Raw genomic sequence first — 16,458 nt, 5'->3', positions numbered from 1 at the left:
TCATGCTCGGGCCGGACCCGAGCATCCAGCGCCCTCGATCCACGGGGTAAGACTAGATCCTCGGGTCAAGCCCGAGGATGACGGCAGACGGGTCGCGCGCCGAGCCTGCGCAAGCTCCCCTTCATGGTTGTGAACGCCAGCTGAACGCCGGGTTCAGCCTGCATTCGGCCGTCGGATGTTCATATGCCCACATGCGCTCCCAAGACCGGAAAGACCCGGCCATGCGCATGGGACGGGGCAACATCGTGCAGGTCTATTTCTTCGATTTGTATTGGGGCGACGAGCGCTTTGTCGATGAGGATGGCATCAGCCACTTCGACGTAGGTTCCGCCTTGTATTACGGCCAGCGAATTGCCGACAGGATCGGCCGCGATGCCGACTACGGATCTCTGAAGGTCCATGTCCGGTCCGCCAACGGCGAGCTTCTGGCGATGATCGCACCGTCCGATGGCCGTGGTCGCGAACAGGACGCTTTGATCGGCCGCCGCAGGCTGGGTGTTTTCCACCGGCCCGTCGACGTCCACCCCGCCCTGTCCGCGATCAGCTGATCAATCGATCGGCACTGGTTGACGCGCTCTGATTCGGGCCTCGGTCGATCGCTTGCCGTGCGCAAGCCGGACGGTTCTGATGCCGAAGACCAACGATGCGATCGAGATCATGCAAGCGATGGCGAATACTGCCAGCAATGCGTCGCGCATGACCACCACGCGCGCATCTTCATCGAAGCCGCGCATGTTGGCCGTTAGCCCGAAGACAGCTGCCCCGATCGCATAGCCGGCCGATTGCAGCGTCGGCAGCAGCGTCGATGTCTTGTCCCGCTCGGCGGTTGGCGACACGTCCATCAGCAATTGGCTGAGCGTGCCCCAGCAGACACCGAATCCGGCCCCGATGGCAATCTGGCCCACAAAAACCAGCCGAAACTCCCCTGTTGCGATCGCCAGAGTCAAGCCGACGAGACCGAGGCATAGAAGCAGTGGCCCCACCCAGATCAACCGCACACGCAGATCGTGTGAGCGAAGGCTTGCGACCAGGATGGCCGTCAGGCTCCACGACATCGCCATCAAGGCGCTGGAGAAGCCAGCGGCCGTCGGACCGAAATTCCACAGATGCTGCAGGCCATAGACCAGGTAGACGGAGCCGGAGGCCTGCGCCAGTGGCATCAATAGGATGATCCAGAGGCCAGTGCCGAGCGGCCGCCGGACTGCGAACGCGCCGAATGGCAGGATCGAGTGTTTGGATCGGCGGTCGATGTGGATGGTGTTGACGAGAATGGCGATCGCCGTCACCAGCGAGGCTGCCATCGCGAAGCCGTTCTGCACCATGTTCGAAACCGAGATAAGCAATATGCTGAGGCCGAATGCGGACAGGCGAAGGAGCGGAATGGGTTGCACGGCTTGAGACGACCTCGTCTGTCGGGGAACGATTGCGACAACAAGCGCGACGAAGATCGCGGCAGCGGGAATATTGACGAAGAATGCTGCGCGCCATGACCAGTATTCGGTCAGAAATCCTGATATGAGTGGGCCAGCGAAGGCCGCGGTCGCCCAGACGATAGCCTCGGCACCGAAAACTTTCGGCACGAGCCGTGGCGGGAAAAGCTCGGGGATCAGCGCGTAGCAGACGGCGGCGATGACGCCCTCGCCCAGACCTTGAAACAGTCTTCCGACCAGGACCTGCGGCATGCTCGTCGCCAGCGTTGCGATCGCGGTACCGGCGACGAAAACAAGTGCCGCCGCAATCAACGTGTTGCGGGCGCCGAAGCGAGCCTTCACGTTCGCCGCCAGCGCTCCACCGACGATGGCAAAGACGAGATAGAGCGTGAAAGCCCAGGAGAGCAGCGCCGCGCCGCCAAAGTCCGCGACAGCCGTCGGCAGTGCCGTCGAGATGAAGAACTCGTTGAAGGCGAAGAGCGCGACACCGAGACAAAGCGTCGCCGTGGCCGCCAGATGGTTGGGCTGCAGCAACTCGCCCCAACGCCCCTCCGCTTCTGAATGCGGGCCGGGTTTTCCAGCGACGTGGCCGTCTTTTGTCATGCTCATCCTGTCATTTCCGCCTGCTGGTCGTTTCGGAAATAGAACTGTTACGACCTCAACCGCGGTTGAGGTAAAGCCCATTTCGTGAGGATGTCGATTTTCGAAGAGCGCCTACAGGTTGCGTCCCGTGTGAAAGGGCGCGGTGGATCATGGCGAAAAATCTGGCATTGGCGGATTTCTTTCTGCTATAAGAACGGTTCGGATATTTCGGACGGTTCCGGTGTTTACGCGCCGGAGACCGTTTTCTTTTGCGTTGGCGCCGCCCCCAAGCGGCGCCTCGTGCTTGATGAAGGACATTGAAATGGTCGACAAAGTGCCGATGACACAGGGTGGATTCGTCAACCTGCAGGAGGAGCTGCGCTGGCGCCAGCAGGAAGAGCGACCACGAATCATCGAGGCCATCGCTGAAGCACGCGCGCATGGCGACTTGTCGGAAAATGCCGAGTACCATGCGGCCAAGGAAGCCCAGAGCCACAACGAGGGTCGCGTCGGCGAACTCGAAGATCTGATCGCACGCGCTGAAGTCATCGATCTGTCGAAGATGTCGGGTTCAAAGATCAAGTTCGGCGCCAAGGTGAAGCTCGTCGACGAGGACACCGACGAAGAAAAGACCTATCAGATCGTCGGCGACCAGGAAGCCGATGTGAAGGCCGGCCGCATTTCCATCTCGTCGCCGATCGCCCGCGCGCTGATCGGCAAGGAAGTCGGCGATTCCATCGAAGTGAACGCTCCAGGCGGTTCGAAGGCTTACGAAATCCTCGCGGTAAACTGGGGCTGATAGCCCCTTTTGGGGCGGCGGTTCCGCTTTGCCCCAATCCCCCTGCCTTCCAAGACATTGATTGTCGCATGCGCAAGGAGAGCGCTTCCGTGGCTGATATCCGGGACGTCGAGGTCATCGCTCCCAATTTCAAGCGACGCCTCTCGGGCGTTACCTCGACGATCATCCAACTGATCCCGATCCAGCGCGCGCTGGGTCTGAAGATCGCGGTGCTTGGCCCCGGCCTTCCCGACAGCCTGCCTTCGATTCGGTTTCTCGATCTCCTGCATCTCTGGAAAGCACCGGCTGGCCGGCGCTGCCGCGTCTGGCACGCACGCCGCAATGTCGAGATGTTGCCGGCGATCATCCTGCGCGATCTCTTGCGCATGAAGTTGAAGGTCGCCTTCACGTCGGCATCGCAGCGCCGCCATACGGGCTGGAGCAAGTTTCTGATCGGGCGGATGGACGCGGTGATCGCGACGAGCGGCAAAACGGCCGCCTATCTCGAAGTGCCGAACGACGTCATCCTGCACGGTATCGATACCAGACGATTCGAGCCTCCGGCCGATCGGCATCAGGCGAAAGCCGCGCTCGGCGTCGATCCGGCCCAGAAATTCGTCGGCTGCTTCGGACGGGTCCGCCGTCAGAAGGGCACCGATCTCTTCATCGACAGCATGATCGCTCTCCTGCCCTGCCGTCCAGGCTGGAGCGCGATCGTCGCTGGCCGAGCCACGGGGCCGCATGTGGCGTTTGAAAACGAGCTCAAGGAGCGCGTCACGAAAGCCGGACTTGCCGAGCGCATTCTGTTTGTCGGCGAACACACCAACATGCCCGACTGGTACCGGGCGCTTGATCTTTTCGTCGCGCCGCAGCGCTGGGAAGGATTCGGCCTGACGCCGCTCGAAGCCATGGCAACGGGTGTTCCGGTGGTGGCGACGGATGTCGGTGCATTTTCAGAGCTCGTCGTGAGCGGGACCGACGAAACCGGCACGGTCGTTCCGGCCGACAACCTTCAAGCCATGGTGGAAGCGACGGCGGCTTTCATGGACAATGATCAGCGGCGCAAAACCGCTGGCGCGAATGGACTTGTGCGCACCGCCAACTCGTTCGCGATCGAAGGCGAAGCTGCCGCCATCAACGCGGTCTATGAACGACTGATGCGCTGACTGGCCGAATGGCCAACCGTCTATTTCTTTGAGGCAAACAGCTTCAGATAGGCATCCGTGATTGCCTGTTTGGAAAACTGGTTCATCAGCGTTTCATGGCCGCTTTCCGCCAGACGCAAGCCGAGTTGCGGGTCGTTGGCGATACGCTCTATGGCGCGACCAAAGCCCTCGGCATCGCCGATATCGACCATCAGGCCGTTTTCACCGTCTCGCATGAACCATCGCGGACCTTCGGAACGGCTGGAAACGACCGGTGTCCCTTGCGCCCAGGATTCGAGGACGACGTTGCCAAGCGGTTCGTGACTTGAAGCCATGACGAAGATGTCGGCGGCGGCCAGGAACGGGCGGACGTCCTTATGCCATCCGGCGAAACGGACACGGTTTGCAACCCCCAGATCGGCGGCAAGCTTTTCGAGGTTCTCGCGCTGTTCGCCATCGCCGATCAGCCAGAGGTGGACATCCGGCACCTTGGCAATCGCTTGGATCAGCGTATGGAACCCCTTTCGCGGAACGAAGCGGCCCATCGACATGACCACCGGAACGTCGGCTGGCGTGTCAAGCGTGGCGCGGTCGACGGCGGTGACACGTTCGGTGTTGGTGAAGTTTGAGATCACCTCGACATCGCGCTTCCAGCCGATGTTGCGCACATGTTCGGCGATGCCAGGTGTGTTGCAGACGAGGCAGTCGGTATTGCGGAAATAGTCGAGGCGCAGTGGATAGTCGCCGAGCCGCGAGATCTTGATGCAACCCTTGTAGTTCGGCATCAGCCGGCTGGCACGCGGCATCCACGCAAACAGCGCGTCAGGCTTCTCACGCCGCGCCATGCTGCTGACCTTCAATGGCAGCAGAATGCGATCGAGCGAGAGATTGCGGAAGTTGCTCTCGACGATTCGCGTTGCGCCTTCGATGTCCTTGCGCCAGATGCGTCCAGGCCGAATGATCGCCGTCTGCTCGACGCCCCGCTCAGCCAAAGAGTTGACGAGGTGGACGAAGAAGCGCTCCGCGCCACCGTCCTTGCCGAAGTGGTAGTGCATAACTTTCATGGGAACCTCACGGCTGCCGTCGCTGCCGATCCATGTCGTCATGGTTCGGATGGCGCTTTAGCGCGTGCCTCTGATAGATCTTGGCGGCAGTCAAAAACGCGTAAACGGCACCGGTCATGGCTTCGATGAAGCCCGGAAAGCCGCAGCGCCAAAGACCGTTGCGGAAATAGAGACGATAGAAATAAAGTGGAGGGCTCGCCAGCATCTTGTACGGCCGCGGCGGCTTTCCTGCGGCGAACTGTTGGTCCGCCTTCAACGTCGAATATTTGTTCTCTTTCAGAATCTGTTCGTCGATGATGAGCGGACGATAGTGAAGCAGGCTGCCTTTGCTGGCCGCGCCGACGTGACCGTCGGGCACGATGCCTTCATGCACCTTCTGATTGAGATCGTAGCGTCCCCTGCCCTTGCGGATCAGGCGCAGATTGCGCCTCTCGTGCACGCGCTCCGGCGTATAACCGTAGCCGATGAGATAGGGGCGGCGCGCCACGCGCCAACCGACGGTCTCGGCCGGTCCGTCAAGCAGGGATGGCAGAAGCGCCTTGAGCGGTTCATCGAGACGCTCATCGGAGTCGATGTTGAAGCACCAGGGCTGTGTGCATTGATCGAGCGCGAATTGCTTCTGCCCCGCATAGCCCCGCCATGGCTCATGCATGAAGCGGATCGGCCATCCTTTGTCGATGAAGGATTGCACGAGTGCCGCAGTGCCATCCGTAGATCCTGAGTCGACGATGACGATCTCAGCGCACTGCTCGAGGCTCTCGATGCAGTTGCCGAGGTAGGCCTCTTCATTCTGGCAGATGATGAAGGCGGAAAGCGGAAGTTTGCTCATGGAAGACGCCACTCAACTCCGGTCGTGTCTGCGTTCTCCAAGGTAGCCTCGCTGCCGTTGTGGATGCTCAAGTCTTCTGGATCCTAGATCTGGACCAGCCCGATATCCTTGACCTGGCGAATGGTCAACATCGTGCGCACCGTATCGACCCGCTCGTTGGCGGTCAAAACTTCGATGACGAAATCCTGAAACGCGGTCAGGTTTTCGGCAACGCAGTGCAGCAGAAAGTCGCTCTCGCCCGAGACGGTCCATGCCTGGCGCACGATCTGCCATTCGGCCGTTGCCGCTGCGAACGCCTTGAGATCCGCCTCCGACTGCCGCTTGAGGCCCACCATGCAGAACGCAACCAGGTCGAAGCCGAGCGCGGGCGCGTTCAGCAGCGCGTGGTAGCCCTTGATGACGCCGGTTTCCTCGAGTTTGCGAACGCGTCGCAGACACGGTGGCGCCGAGATGCCGACACGCTGGGCGAGGTCCACATTGGTCATCCTGCCGTCACGCTGGAGCTCGCGAAGGATCTTGAGATCGATTGCGTCGAGCTCGACTTGTTTCGTCATGAAGGTTCGTCCTTTTCACACGGCGACTTTGGCGCACAAGGCTAAGTCGAAACAGGAGTATTCTTGTTGGTTGGCCGGCGGTTGTCGTTGCCGAGCCGATTATATCAGGATGGCCATAAGGTCGACCGACTGCGCCCCGTGCGTTCAACCTGCATGTGGCGACAGGTGCTGCGCCTGCATTCCTGTTCGGCGAGTGCGAGTTCTGCGCTTTCGCCGTGCGATCGTGCAGACGTCAGGGCGTATGTTTGCGATCCGGGGGCCATATCGAGGGCGAGACAATTCTCCGGTGGTGAATTGCCAAACGCGACGAGTTCGCGGTCGAGCCAAACGCGGCTTGCATTCAACCCCATATGCCTCTCCAGCAAAGTGAATCCGCGTGAAATATCGCCAAACTGATCCGACAACAAGCATCTGCGCCCACTATTCGCGGGAAAACCGGCGTTACGGTGCGGCCGGGCCGGCTAAAGTCGATTCATTCGGGGCGATACATCGAAAAATCTGTGGCAACCCGCACTTTACCCTCCGCCCTGGTCCTTTCGTACGGCACGCAGGGGCTCACGTTATGTCGCCGGCGGGGTTATATCTCATGCCTCTGTTGCTGGCCCCGCTTCCCATGCCGTGTGATCACGGGCTTGTGACATGAATGCGAGCGACGCAAGCGGTGCAAAAATGCCCGATCTGGTGTCAAATCGGCGCCTTGGGCTCAAGCACTTGTGTGTATCACCGCTACCGCCCTTGAAAGTCCCCAGGGGGAATACCTAAAGTATGGCACTATTTGCCTGTGATGTAACGGATGCGGACATGCCCTGCGGCAGTTCGGTGAGCGAAGGACAAGACCATGACTGCCCGCCATGTAAAAGTGCTGATCATCGGCTCCGGCCCGGCCGGCTACACTGCCGCCATCTACACGGCGCGCGCAATGTTGGAGCCCGTTCTGATCGCAGGTATGGAACAGGGCGGCCAGTTGATGATCACCACCGACGTGGAAAACTATCCGGGCTATGCCGATCCGGTCCAGGGTCCCTGGATGATGGAACAGATGCTGAAGCAGGCAACGCATGTCGGTGCCGAGATCGTCAACGATCTGGTGACGGATGTCGACCTTTCCGTTCGTCCCTTCCGGGTCAAGACCGACAGCGGCAACGACTGGACGGCCGACGCCTTGGTCATCGCCACCGGCGCCAAGGCCAAGTGGCTCGGCATCGAAACCGAGCCGACTTTCATGGGCTTCGGCGTTTCGGCCTGCGCCACTTGCGACGGGTTCTTCTATCGCAACAAGGATGTCATCGTCGTCGGCGGCGGCAATTCGGCCGTTGAAGAGGCTCTCTACCTCTCCAACCTGGCAAAGACCGTGACCGTCGTCCACCGCCGCGACTCGTTCCGCGCCGAAAAGATCCTTCAGGAGCGCCTGTTCGCCAAGCCCAACGTCAAGATCATCTGGGATCACGAGGTCGTCGAATATCTGGGCGCTGCGCCGAAGCCGCCGATGCCGGCATCGGTCAATGGCGTGAAGCTACGCAATACCAAGACGGGCGAAACCAGCGACATGGTGACTGATGGCGTCTTCGTCGCGATCGGTCACGCGCCGGCCGTCGAATTGTTCAAGGGCAAGCTTCGGCAGAAGTCCAACGGCTATCTCTGGACAGCCGCCGATTCGACGGCGACCGACGTGCCCGGCGTTTTTGCCGCAGGTGACGTCACCGACGACATCTACCGTCAGGCCGTGACCGCTGCTGGCATGGGGTGCATGGCGGCGCTTGAGGCCGAGAAATACCTGGCGGGTCATATGCCCGTCGCAATTGCAGCCGAATAGAAGCTGCGAATCGGGAGGCTCCCCGCAAGGCGCCTTCCCGTCGGGAACAGATGCATCAGCCACACCCGTAGGACATGATCCCGTCCCCCGGGGTGGTTTCATATGGGGGACTTCATGTCGCTGGATTGGGACAAACTGCGCATTTTTCACGCGGCGGCCGAAGCTGGGTCGTTCACGCATGCGGCAGACAAGCTCCATCTCTCCCAGTCGGCGATCAGCCGTCAGGTGAGCTCGCTCGAGCAGGATGTCGGCATCAAGCTGTTTCATCGCCACGCGCGCGGCCTGATCCTGACCGAGCAGGGCGAGATCCTCTACCGGACCGCGCACGAAGTGCTGATGAAGCTCGAAAGCGTCAAGGTGCAACTGAGCGAGACGACGGACAAGCCGAGCGGCAAGCTGCGCATCACGACGACCGTTGGGCTTGGCCAGGGCTGGCTGACCGACAAGATCCAGGAGTTCATGTCTCTGCACCCGGACGTCCAGGTACAGCTGATCCTCGACAACGAGGAGCTCGACGTGAACATGCGGCATGCCGACTGCGCCATTCGCCTGCGCCAGCCGCAGCAATCCGACCTGATACAGCGCAAGCTCTTCACCGTGCATATGCACGTCTACGCGGCGCCCTCCTACATCAACAAGCACGGCGAACCGCAGTCGCTCGACGATCTCGACAATCACCGCATCATCACCTTCGGCGAACCGGCGCCGAACTACCTGCTTGATGTCAATTGGCTCGAAATCGCCGGCCGCGATTCCGACAATCCGCGGACCTCGCACTTACAGATCAACAGCCAGACCTCGATCAAGCGCGCCTGCCTGCTCGGTATCGGCATCGCGATGCTGCCCGACTATATCGTCGGCCGCGACCCGGGCCTCATACAACTTCCGATTAGCGCCGACATCCCGTCGTTCGATACCTATTTCTGCTATCCGGACGAGATGAAGAATGCCGCCAAGCTCAAAGTCTTCCGCGACTACATCGTCACCAAGGCCAGGAACTGGAGCTTCTGATGCCGATGGGGCCATTGCTCGATTTGTGAGCATTTCTGGGTGGCTTGGTAGTGCGTTGTTTTCTAATCGTAATTTCCAAGATGCGGCGCGTTTTGTGCGCCGCATTTTGTTTGTGCGATGCAAAAATGGGCAGCGATGCGCACATGGCATGGCTGACATGCATATTAAATGATTGCTGCTCGCCCAAAAAAGCAGCATACCACCCTCAGCTGATGCATCTTTGGTGGCTTCTCCTCCCAGTGCCACCGCAGCAGCTGTTCCCCTCTGGAGGTTTAATTACCTTCACAACTATAAGGGCCCAAGTCATCTTGTGGCCCTCTTTTTTTGTCTACTGTTTGGACACGGGCGGACCGTGACGAAATTCACAGCCGGCTATTGAAAACCGGTACTTCGCTTCCCATATCAAAATGCAGCTGATGCATTCTTGGTGGCTTTCTCCTCCCCGCCACCGCAGCAGCTGTTCCCCTCTGGAGGTTTTAATTACCTTCACAACTACAAGGGCCCAAGTTTTCTTGTGGCCCTCTTTTTTTGCCCATTTTCTCCTCACGTTCTTGTGATTTGTATATCGGTCATCGGCGATACATCTATCGATAAAACGCGATATGGCGATAGACGATGGATCGAGACGAAATCTTCAAGGCCCTGGCGCACCCGGCAAGAGTGAGCATCCTTGCTTGGCTGAAGGAGCCCGAAGCGCACTTTCCGACGCAGGAGCATCCGTTCGAAATGGGTGTTTGCGCCGGCCAGTTCGAGCGCTGCGGCCTGTCGCAATCCACCGTATCCTCCCATCTCGCCATCCTTCAGCGCGCTGGCCTGGTGACGACCAAACGTCTCGGGCAATGGGTCTTCTACAAGCGCAATGAAGAGACGATTGCCGCGTTCCTCAAGGACATCGGCAGCCTTTGACTATCCCCTCCCCAAGACCAAACTGAAACCGAAAGGACCTGCAATGGCTACCCTCTTCGACCCCATCACCGTCGGCGACATTGCTCTGAAGAACCGTATCGTCATGGCGCCGCTGACGCGCAATCGCTCGCCGAAGGCCGTGCCGAACACCCTCAACGCCACGTACTACGAACAGCGCGCATCGGCCGGCCTGTTGATCACCGAGGCGACCGCGATCACCCAGCAGGGCCAGGGCTATGCCGATGTGCCCGGCCTCTATTTACCCGAAGCCCTCGATGGTTGGCGCAAGGTTACCGATGCCGTCCACTCCAAGGGTGGCCGGATCGTCGTGCAGATGTGGCACGTCGGCCGGATCTCGCATGATTCGCTGCAGCCGGGCGGTGGCAAGCCGGTGGCGCCCTCGGCGATAAGGGCAAAGTCGAAGACCTATCTCATCAATGCTGACGGCACGGGCTCGTTTGCCGAAACCTCGGAGCCGCGTGCGCTCGACATTGGCGAACTCGAGGGGATCGTCGAGGACTATCGCAAGGCCGCCCGTGCGGCGATCGATGCGGGATTCGATGGTGTCGAGATCCACGCCGCCAATGGCTACCTCATTGATCAGTTCCTGCGCGCCGGTTCGAACGAGCGTACCGACGCCTATGGCGGTTCGATCGAGAATCGCGCCCGGTTCCTGTTCCAGGTTGTCGATGCCATCACGTCGGAGATCGGCGCCGGTCGTGTTGGTATCCGCCTTTCGCCGGTAACACCTGCCAACGACGCTTTCGATCCGGAGCCGCAGCCACTCTTCAGCTATGTCGTCAAGAACCTCACTCGCTATCCGCTGGCCTACATCCACATCATCGAGGGTGCGACCGGCGGCCCGCGTGATCACCAGCAGGGCGAGCGTCCGTTCGATTATCACGCGCTGCGCGCCGTCTATGTCGCAGCGGGCGGCAAGGCGGCCTGGATGACGAACAACGGCTATGATCGCGATCTCGCAGCAAAGACCGTCGAAAGCGGCGAGGCTGATCTGGTTGCCTTCGGCAAGCCGTTCATCTCCAATCCGGATCTTGTCGAGCGGTTGAAGGAAAACGCTCCGCTGAATGCGCCGGATCAGGCGACGTTCTATGGCGGCGGCGCAAAGGGTTATACCGACTACCCCTCCCTTGAACAGGTCGCCTGATACCACCACATGGCCTATGCCCCGTCACCCGGCGGGGCATTTGTCCATTGGGAAAATGGCCCCTTATGTTTTCTTCATATTTCGGAAAATGGTCATTGCGGCCGGACGGGGAAATCATCGTCACCCCCTCCAGTCATCTTCATCCCGTCCGTTATCGCAACCAGTCGGCGATGCTGAAAGTGGCGCAGGATCCCGAAGAAAAATTCGGCCGCCTGCCGATGCTCTACTGGAACGGGCAAGGTGCTGCAAAAGTCTATGAATCGGATGGCGAGGCGGTCCTGATGGAGCGCACGGATAGCCGGCGCAACCTTTTTCATCTCGCGATGACGGGCAGCGATGAGGAGGCCACGCGCATCATCTGCCGCACCGTCGCCAAGCTTCATGCGCCGCGTTCGACACCCGTTCCGCAGGATCTCGTGCCGCTCGACAAATCGTTCGGTTCGCTGGAGGCGGCCGCTCCTGCTCAAGGTGGCCTTTTTGTGCGAGCGCTCGGGGCGGCGAAAGGCCTGTTTGCCGACCCGGAACCGCCTGTTGTGCTGCATGGTGACGTGCATCACGCCAACATCCTCGATTTCGGCGATCGCGGCTGGTTGGCAATCGACCCGAAGCGTGTTCATGGCGATCGCGGTTACGACTATGCCAACCTGTTCTGCAATCAGGAATTGCCCTTGGTCACCGCACCAGGCCGGCTGCGGCGGCACCTGCCCATCGTCGCCGAGCAGACGGGGCTTGCCCCGCGCCGAATCCTGCAATGGGTGCTGGCCTATGCCGGGCTTTCCGCCGCCTGGTTTTTGGAGGACGGCGATGACCTCGGCGTAGAGAGCGACCTGACGATGGCTGCGATCGCGATCGCCGAACTCGAGCGTTGAGTTCAGCTGGTTCTCAACAGGATGACCGCGTAAATGCAGGTCTCGCTGCCGATGTTTCGGAAGACACAATCCTGCGGCGCGCCGAGTTCCAGGCAATCCCCTTCGCCAAGGGTGTGGGTCTCCGAGCCCTCCACGAAGGTCAGGGTGCCCTGTTTCACCCATATCCAACGACGGTGAAGCGCATAGGCGGATGCCGGGATCGGCACGTCGGCGCCTCCCGGAAGCTCTATCTCAACGAGTTCGAGCGGCAGATCGGACATCGGCGAGACGTGGCGTCGAAGATATCCGGTTTGCGGATCACGCCACTCCGATTGATCCTGGCGCCGAGACAGTCTGCCCTGGCTCATTTCAGCGCGCGCAATCAGCGTCGACATCGTCAGGCCAAAAGCGCCCGAAAGTCGCGCAAGCAGCGTTGCCGTTGGGCTGCTGTCTGCGCGCTCGATCTTGTGGATCATCGTGCGGGAGACGCCGGAGCGCTCGGCGAGCTCAGTCAACGACCAACCGCGGATTTCCCGTTCAAGACGGATGCGATCGCTGATGCGTTGATCGAGGCTGTACACTTTAGTATCCATGTCGTAGTCATATAGTGTACGAACATGCGGGGCAACATGCTGATCAGGCAAGCAAGGGAAGATGACCTGCCGGTCATCTGTGACATCTACAACGACGCGGTGGCCAATACGACCGCCATCTGGAACGACACGACAGTCGATGTCGCCAATCGATCTGCCTGGCTCAAGGCGCGAAGCGATGCCGGATACCCGGTCTTCGTCGCCATTTCTGATGGCGGCGATCTCGTCGGCTACGCCTCCTTCGGTGACTGGCGGGCGTTTGACGGCTACCGGCACACGGTCGAGCATTCCGTTTATGTCCACCGCAACTGTCGCGGCGGCGGCATCGGCCGCAAGCTGATGGTTGCCTTGATCGCCGAGGCCGAGCGGCTCGACAAGCATGTGATGGTGGCGGGAGTCGAGTCGGAGAATGCCGCCTCGATCCGGCTTCATCAACAATTGGGCTTCACCGAAACCGGGCGAATGCGCGAAGTCGGGACGAAGTTCGGCCGTTGGCTCGACCTGACCTTCATGCAACTGGTGCTCTCCACTGGCTCGCCCGCCTGACGGGTTTTTCCGAGACGCGCGAGATGTTATGTATGAAGCCGGTCTGTTTCGATGAGGATTGCGGGCGGTACTGCATGGGGAACGGCAGCTCAAGAGGTTTTGCGTTTGCTGCCAGGGGGCTACTTGCGTTGTTGATCGCGGTGAGTTCGGGGCTGCCGGATATTGCCCATGCTCGCATCGACGAGTTGCCGGTGCGCGCCAAATGCATCTATGTCGGCCGGTCCGCGACGGACTCCTCCAAATCCCTGTGCGTGAGCAAGGAAAGCTTCGAGCGCGACGTCTGCGGCGTCATCGATCACTATGCCGCCGCCAATGATCTGCCTCCGGCCTTCTTTGCGCGCCTGATCTGGCGCGAAAGCCTGTTCCGGCCGAATGCGGTCAGCCCGAAAGGGGCTGAAGGCATCGCGCAGTTCATGCCGGGCACGGCCAAAATGCGCGGTCTTTCCAACAGTTTCGACGTCGTTGCCTCCTTAGGGAAATCGGCCGAGTATCTCGGTGAACTCAAGACGCGCTACGGCAATCTCGGCTTTGCTGCCGCTGCCTACAATGCCGGCGAAAATGGGCTGGAGCGCTTCCTCGAAGTGGATTGGCTGCCCGCGGAGACGCGCAACTACGTACTGGCGATCACCGCCTATAGCGTCGAGGACTGGCGGGACAATCCACCCAAGACACTCGACCTGACGCTCGACAGGAACAAGAACTTTCTCGACGGCTGCGTGGCGCTCGCAAGCACGCGGCGGCTGCGCGAGATCGACGTGATCGACGAGGCGGAGTGGGCGCCCTGGGGCGTGCAGCTTGCCGCGCATTTTCAGAAGTCGGTCGCGCAGCGACTGTTCGTCAACGCCGTCAAGCGGCTGCCGGCCCCAATCCGCGGCGAGAAGGCATTGCTCCTGCGCGAACGCAATGCCAGCTTCGGCCGCCGCATTCGTTATGCCGCCCGCATCGGCCGCGATAGCCAGGCGGAAGCCAATGCGCTTTGCGCCACCATTCGGAAAAATGGTGGCGCTTGCATGGTCTTCAGGAACTGACCGCCATTTTTGCTGGGGTGAGTCCGTCGCCGGCGCCGATTTGTCCGGCACTATGCGGCAGGCTACCGAGCGCCTTGAGGGTTTTGACCACGGCTTCATCGATCGGTGTACGCGGCTCCTCGCCGAGCAAGTCCAGCAATCGATCGTTCGGCATCTGCAGCGGCTGCCGCCAGAGGTAGCGCATCTTGCGCAACTCCCGGAACAGCGGAACGAAGGGGGAGGCCAGCGTCATCAGCCACCATGGAAAGGCACGTGCCGGAAGTCTTTGCTGTCCCGCTGCGCGACGGATGGCGGCGATCATCTTCGTACCGTCGTCATCGACGAAACCGCGCATATGGTAGACGGCAAAGGCAGGCAGGTCCTCGGCGCGCTCGATTAGACGGATCATCGTCTCTGCCACATCGGGCAGATAGGCCCATTGGTGCGCGATGCCCTTGCTGCCGGGATAGCTGATAGCGGTCAGTGGCTTGCCCGGCTTGACCAGCCCTTGCGAGAACCAGTTGTTGGCGGCATCGGGACCGAAGAAATCCCCTGCCCGCAGGATGATCACACCGATACCGGCGTCTGACGCAGCCTTTAGCCGAAGTTCCATTTCCTCGCGGATGATGCCCTTGTCCGTATGTGGGTTCTGCGGGCTTTCCTCGGTCAGGACAGGGAAAGCATCCGGACCGAAATTGTAGATCGTGCCCGGCAGAAGGATGCGCGCGCCTTCCGCCTTCGCGGCAGCAATCGTGTTGTCGAGCATTGGCAAGACCAGCTTGCCCCAGTTGCGGTAACCCGGCGGATTGACGGCATGCACGATCAGTTCGACGCCTTCTGCGGCGGCGCGAACGTCCAGCCGCTTCATTGCGTCGCCCTCCACCCATTCGAATGCCGGTGCCGTCTGTGCGGCCCTGGCGATATCGCGATTGAGTGCGCGCACTCTCCATCCCCGCTGGCTGAGGCCGCGGGCAACGGCACCACCGATGCCGCCCGTCGCGCCCAATACCAGGACTGTTCTTGCCTGTTCCAGATTGTCGGTCATTACATCTGCTCCATCGGTTCTGATGGAACCAATGTCCTGTAATACCGGGATAAACGGAATTGCTGTTTTCTGTTTCGTTGTTATACTTTTATGTATGAGCAAGATCGAGCCGAGCTGGGACTACTACCGGACATTCCTGATGGTGCTGAAAGAAGGCTCGCTATCGGCGGCCGGGCGCGAGCTCGGCCTGACGCAGCCGACCGTCGGGCGCCATGTCGATGCGATGGAAGAGATGCTCGGCTTTCCCCTCTTCACCCGTTCGCCGCAGGGGCTGCTGCCGACCGATGCCGCCCAAGCGCTGCGGCCTTATGCAGAAACACTTGCCGCAACGTCAGCGGCCCTCCTTCGCGCCGCCTCCGGCCAGCAGGACACGGTCAGCGGCACAGTGCGCATCAGTGCCAGCGAAGTGGTCGGTATCGAGGTGTTGCCGCCGATCCTCGCCGAGCTGCATGCGCAATATCCCGATCTGACCATCGAGCTGTCGGCGTCCGATGCGATCGAGGATATCCTTCGGCAGGAGGCGGAGATTGCCGTGCGCATGGCCGCGCCCAGTCAGGATGCACTGGTGGCGCTTCACATCGGTGCGGTGCCGCTCGGCTTTCATGCCCACCGCCGATACATCGAGCGGCGCGGCATGCCGAAGACGCTTGCTGATCTCAGCCGGCACAGCCTGATCGGCTATGATCGCGAGACGGCGGCAATCCGGGCGATCATCGCCCGCTCGCCGGATCTGCCGGAGGTGCGCTTTGCGCTGAAGGCTGACAGCAACCTCGCGCAGCTTGCCGCCATTCGCGCCGGTTTTGGCATCGGTATCTGCCAGAATGCGCTCGCCGCCCGGGATCCCGACATTCTTCCAGTCTTGGCGGACGGCTTCACAATGAAGCTCGAGACCTGGCTCGTCATGCATGAAAACCTGAAGACGGCGCCGCGTTGCCGTGTGGTCTTCGATGCGCTGGCCAAAGGCCTGAGAGCCTACATTCGCCAGCCCGAAGTTGCGACTGTTCAATAAAAAAGCCCGCCGATCGGCGGGCTTCAGACCGCTGACAAACCCGTCGATTTTTCGGCGGGTTTTGTTTTGCGGATTGGGTTGTTTTTGACGGCCGTGTTTTGGCGGAGGTGAAGAAGGACGCGCCGGCTCACGC

General features: G+C 60.6%; 17 protein-coding genes. 11 read left to right on the top strand and 6 right to left on the bottom strand.

Translation table 11 applies throughout. The annotated features are described in order from the left end of the window. Positions 1–221: 221 nt before the first annotated feature. Positions 222–548: a DUF6894 family protein gene (locus tag BC360_RS21440; protein WP_161952494.1), complete on the top strand. Its 327-nt coding sequence runs from the start codon at positions 222–224 to the stop codon at positions 546–548. On the opposite strand, the gene BC360_RS21435 is transcribed toward BC360_RS21440, so the two are convergent. Beyond that, the gene (locus tag BC360_RS21435) at positions 549–2,039 is read right to left on the bottom strand and encodes an MFS transporter (RefSeq protein ID WP_065796847.1); all 1,491 of its coding nucleotides are present in this window, start codon (positions 2,037–2,039) and stop codon (positions 549–551) included. It lies immediately after the preceding gene. Between the two features lie 295 nt (positions 2,040–2,334). On the opposite strand from BC360_RS21435, the gene greA reads away from it, so the two are divergent. Together greA and BC360_RS21420 are read left to right on the top strand one after the other, a co-directional pair. Further along, positions 2,335–2,811, top strand: coding sequence for a transcription elongation factor GreA (gene greA, locus BC360_RS21425; RefSeq protein WP_053247673.1), 477 nt, complete (start codon positions 2,335–2,337; stop codon positions 2,809–2,811). Positions 2,812–2,900: 89 nt separating this feature from the next. Further along, positions 2,901–3,956, top strand: a complete 1,056-nt coding sequence (locus tag BC360_RS21420; protein ID WP_065796845.1) for a glycosyltransferase family 4 protein — start codon at positions 2,901–2,903, stop codon at positions 3,954–3,956. A gap of 20 nt (positions 3,957–3,976) precedes the next feature. On the opposite strand, the gene BC360_RS21415 is transcribed toward BC360_RS21420, so the two are convergent. From BC360_RS21415 to BC360_RS21405, 3 genes are all read right to left on the bottom strand, one after another. Next, a complete protein-coding gene (locus tag BC360_RS21415) occupies positions 3,977–4,999 on the bottom strand; it encodes a glycosyltransferase (RefSeq protein WP_065796844.1) in 1,023 nt (340 codons plus the stop codon). A 7-nt stretch (positions 5,000–5,006) separates the two neighbouring features. Next, positions 5,007–5,828: a glycosyltransferase family 2 protein gene (locus BC360_RS21410; protein ID WP_065780293.1), complete on the bottom strand. Its 822-nt coding sequence runs from the start codon at positions 5,826–5,828 to the stop codon at positions 5,007–5,009. Positions 5,829–5,911: 83 nt separating this feature from the next. Next, positions 5,912–6,382 (bottom strand): Lrp/AsnC family transcriptional regulator, encoded by a 471-nt coding sequence (locus BC360_RS21405; RefSeq protein ID WP_053247447.1) that lies wholly within the window; start codon positions 6,380–6,382, stop codon positions 5,912–5,914. A gap of 838 nt (positions 6,383–7,220) precedes the next feature. On the opposite strand from BC360_RS21405, the gene trxB reads away from it, so the two are divergent. The 5 genes from trxB to BC360_RS21380 all read left to right on the top strand — a co-directional run bounded on the left by trxB (position 7,221) and on the right by BC360_RS21380 (position 12,146). Beyond that, positions 7,221–8,195, top strand: a complete 975-nt coding sequence (trxB, locus tag BC360_RS21400) for a thioredoxin-disulfide reductase (protein ID WP_065780291.1) — start codon at positions 7,221–7,223, stop codon at positions 8,193–8,195. Between the two features lie 114 nt (positions 8,196–8,309). Continuing rightward, the gene (locus BC360_RS21395) at positions 8,310–9,206 is read left to right on the top strand and encodes a LysR family transcriptional regulator VtlR (protein ID WP_139110144.1); all 897 of its coding nucleotides are present in this window, start codon (positions 8,310–8,312) and stop codon (positions 9,204–9,206) included. Positions 9,207–9,821: 615 nt separating this feature from the next. Further along, positions 9,822–10,112, top strand: coding sequence for an ArsR/SmtB family transcription factor (locus BC360_RS21390; protein ID WP_065796842.1), 291 nt, complete (start codon positions 9,822–9,824; stop codon positions 10,110–10,112). 43 nt (positions 10,113–10,155) lie between these two features. After that, positions 10,156–11,277 carry an alkene reductase gene (locus BC360_RS21385; RefSeq protein ID WP_065780289.1) on the top strand — a complete coding sequence of 374 codons (1,122 nt, stop codon included), beginning with the start codon at positions 10,156–10,158 and terminating at the stop codon, positions 11,275–11,277. 65 nt (positions 11,278–11,342) lie between these two features. Further along, complete coding sequence (locus tag BC360_RS21380; protein ID WP_065796841.1) at positions 11,343–12,146, top strand: aminoglycoside phosphotransferase family protein; 804 nt, start codon at positions 11,343–11,345, stop codon at positions 12,144–12,146. A gap of 2 nt (positions 12,147–12,148) precedes the next feature. Here the strand turns inward: BC360_RS21380 and BC360_RS21375 are convergent, their stop codons facing one another. Continuing rightward, entirely contained in the window at positions 12,149–12,718 is a 570-nt protein-coding gene (locus BC360_RS21375; protein ID WP_065796840.1) for a helix-turn-helix domain-containing protein, read from the bottom strand. Between the two features lie 36 nt (positions 12,719–12,754). Here BC360_RS21375 and BC360_RS21370 point away from each other — a divergent pair, with 36 nt between their 5' ends. Next, positions 12,755–13,264 carry a GNAT family N-acetyltransferase gene (locus BC360_RS21370; RefSeq protein ID WP_065796839.1) on the top strand — a complete coding sequence of 170 codons (510 nt, stop codon included), beginning with the start codon at positions 12,755–12,757 and terminating at the stop codon, positions 13,262–13,264. 131 nt (positions 13,265–13,395) lie between these two features. Next, positions 13,396–14,292, top strand: a complete 897-nt coding sequence (locus BC360_RS21365; RefSeq protein ID WP_413813760.1) for a lytic transglycosylase domain-containing protein — start codon at positions 13,396–13,398, stop codon at positions 14,290–14,292. On the opposite strand, the gene BC360_RS21360 is transcribed toward BC360_RS21365, so the two are convergent. After that, the gene (locus BC360_RS21360; RefSeq protein WP_065796838.1) at positions 14,282–15,316 is read right to left on the bottom strand and encodes an NAD(P)H-binding protein; all 1,035 of its coding nucleotides are present in this window, start codon (positions 15,314–15,316) and stop codon (positions 14,282–14,284) included. The two genes, BC360_RS21365 and BC360_RS21360, sit on opposite strands and share 11 nt — an antisense overlap. A 94-nt stretch (positions 15,317–15,410) precedes the next feature. Here BC360_RS21360 and BC360_RS21355 point away from each other — a divergent pair, with 94 nt between their 5' ends. Continuing rightward, positions 15,411–16,325, top strand: a complete 915-nt coding sequence (locus BC360_RS21355; RefSeq protein WP_065796837.1) for a LysR family transcriptional regulator — start codon at positions 15,411–15,413, stop codon at positions 16,323–16,325. Positions 16,326–16,458: the final 133 nt, after the last annotated feature.

The sequence above is a fragment of the Ensifer sp. LC163 genome (assembly GCF_001695855.1).
Taxonomy (GTDB): Bacteria; Pseudomonadota; Alphaproteobacteria; order Rhizobiales; family Rhizobiaceae; genus Ensifer.
Note: the sequence above shows the minus strand (reverse complement) of the source record. Positions and strands in the feature narration are given on the sequence as shown.

Bases quoted from the DNA above. Each gene is read 5' to 3' on its own strand.
- BC360_RS21415 (WP_065796844.1), bottom strand. From the start codon at position 4,999: ATGAAAGTTATGCACTACCACTTCGGCAAGGACGGTGGCGCGGAGCGC.
- BC360_RS21440 (WP_161952494.1), top strand. From the start codon at position 222: ATGCGCATGGGACGGGGCAACATCGTGCAGGTCTATTTCTTCGATTTG.
- BC360_RS21375 (WP_065796840.1), bottom strand. From the start codon at position 12,718: ATGGATACTAAAGTGTACAGCCTCGATCAACGCATCAGCGATCGCATC.
- trxB (WP_065780291.1), top strand. From the start codon at position 7,221: ATGACTGCCCGCCATGTAAAAGTGCTGATCATCGGCTCCGGCCCGGCC.
- BC360_RS21435 (WP_065796847.1), bottom strand. From the start codon at position 2,039: ATGAGCATGACAAAAGACGGCCACGTCGCTGGAAAACCCGGCCCGCAT.
- greA (WP_053247673.1), top strand. From the start codon at position 2,335: ATGGTCGACAAAGTGCCGATGACACAGGGTGGATTCGTCAACCTGCAG.
- BC360_RS21360 (WP_065796838.1), bottom strand. From the start codon at position 15,316: ATGACCGACAATCTGGAACAGGCAAGAACAGTCCTGGTATTGGGCGCG.
- BC360_RS21380 (WP_065796841.1), top strand. From the start codon at position 11,343: ATGTTTTCTTCATATTTCGGAAAATGGTCATTGCGGCCGGACGGGGAA.
- BC360_RS21405 (WP_053247447.1), bottom strand. From the start codon at position 6,382: ATGACGAAACAAGTCGAGCTCGACGCAATCGATCTCAAGATCCTTCGC.
- BC360_RS21370 (WP_065796839.1), top strand. From the start codon at position 12,755: ATGCTGATCAGGCAAGCAAGGGAAGATGACCTGCCGGTCATCTGTGAC.
- BC360_RS21390 (WP_065796842.1), top strand. From the start codon at position 9,822: ATGGATCGAGACGAAATCTTCAAGGCCCTGGCGCACCCGGCAAGAGTG.
- BC360_RS21385 (WP_065780289.1), top strand. From the start codon at position 10,156: ATGGCTACCCTCTTCGACCCCATCACCGTCGGCGACATTGCTCTGAAG.
- BC360_RS21355 (WP_065796837.1), top strand. From the start codon at position 15,411: ATGAGCAAGATCGAGCCGAGCTGGGACTACTACCGGACATTCCTGATG.
- BC360_RS21395 (WP_139110144.1), top strand. From the start codon at position 8,310: ATGTCGCTGGATTGGGACAAACTGCGCATTTTTCACGCGGCGGCCGAA.
- BC360_RS21410 (WP_065780293.1), bottom strand. From the start codon at position 5,828: ATGAGCAAACTTCCGCTTTCCGCCTTCATCATCTGCCAGAATGAAGAG.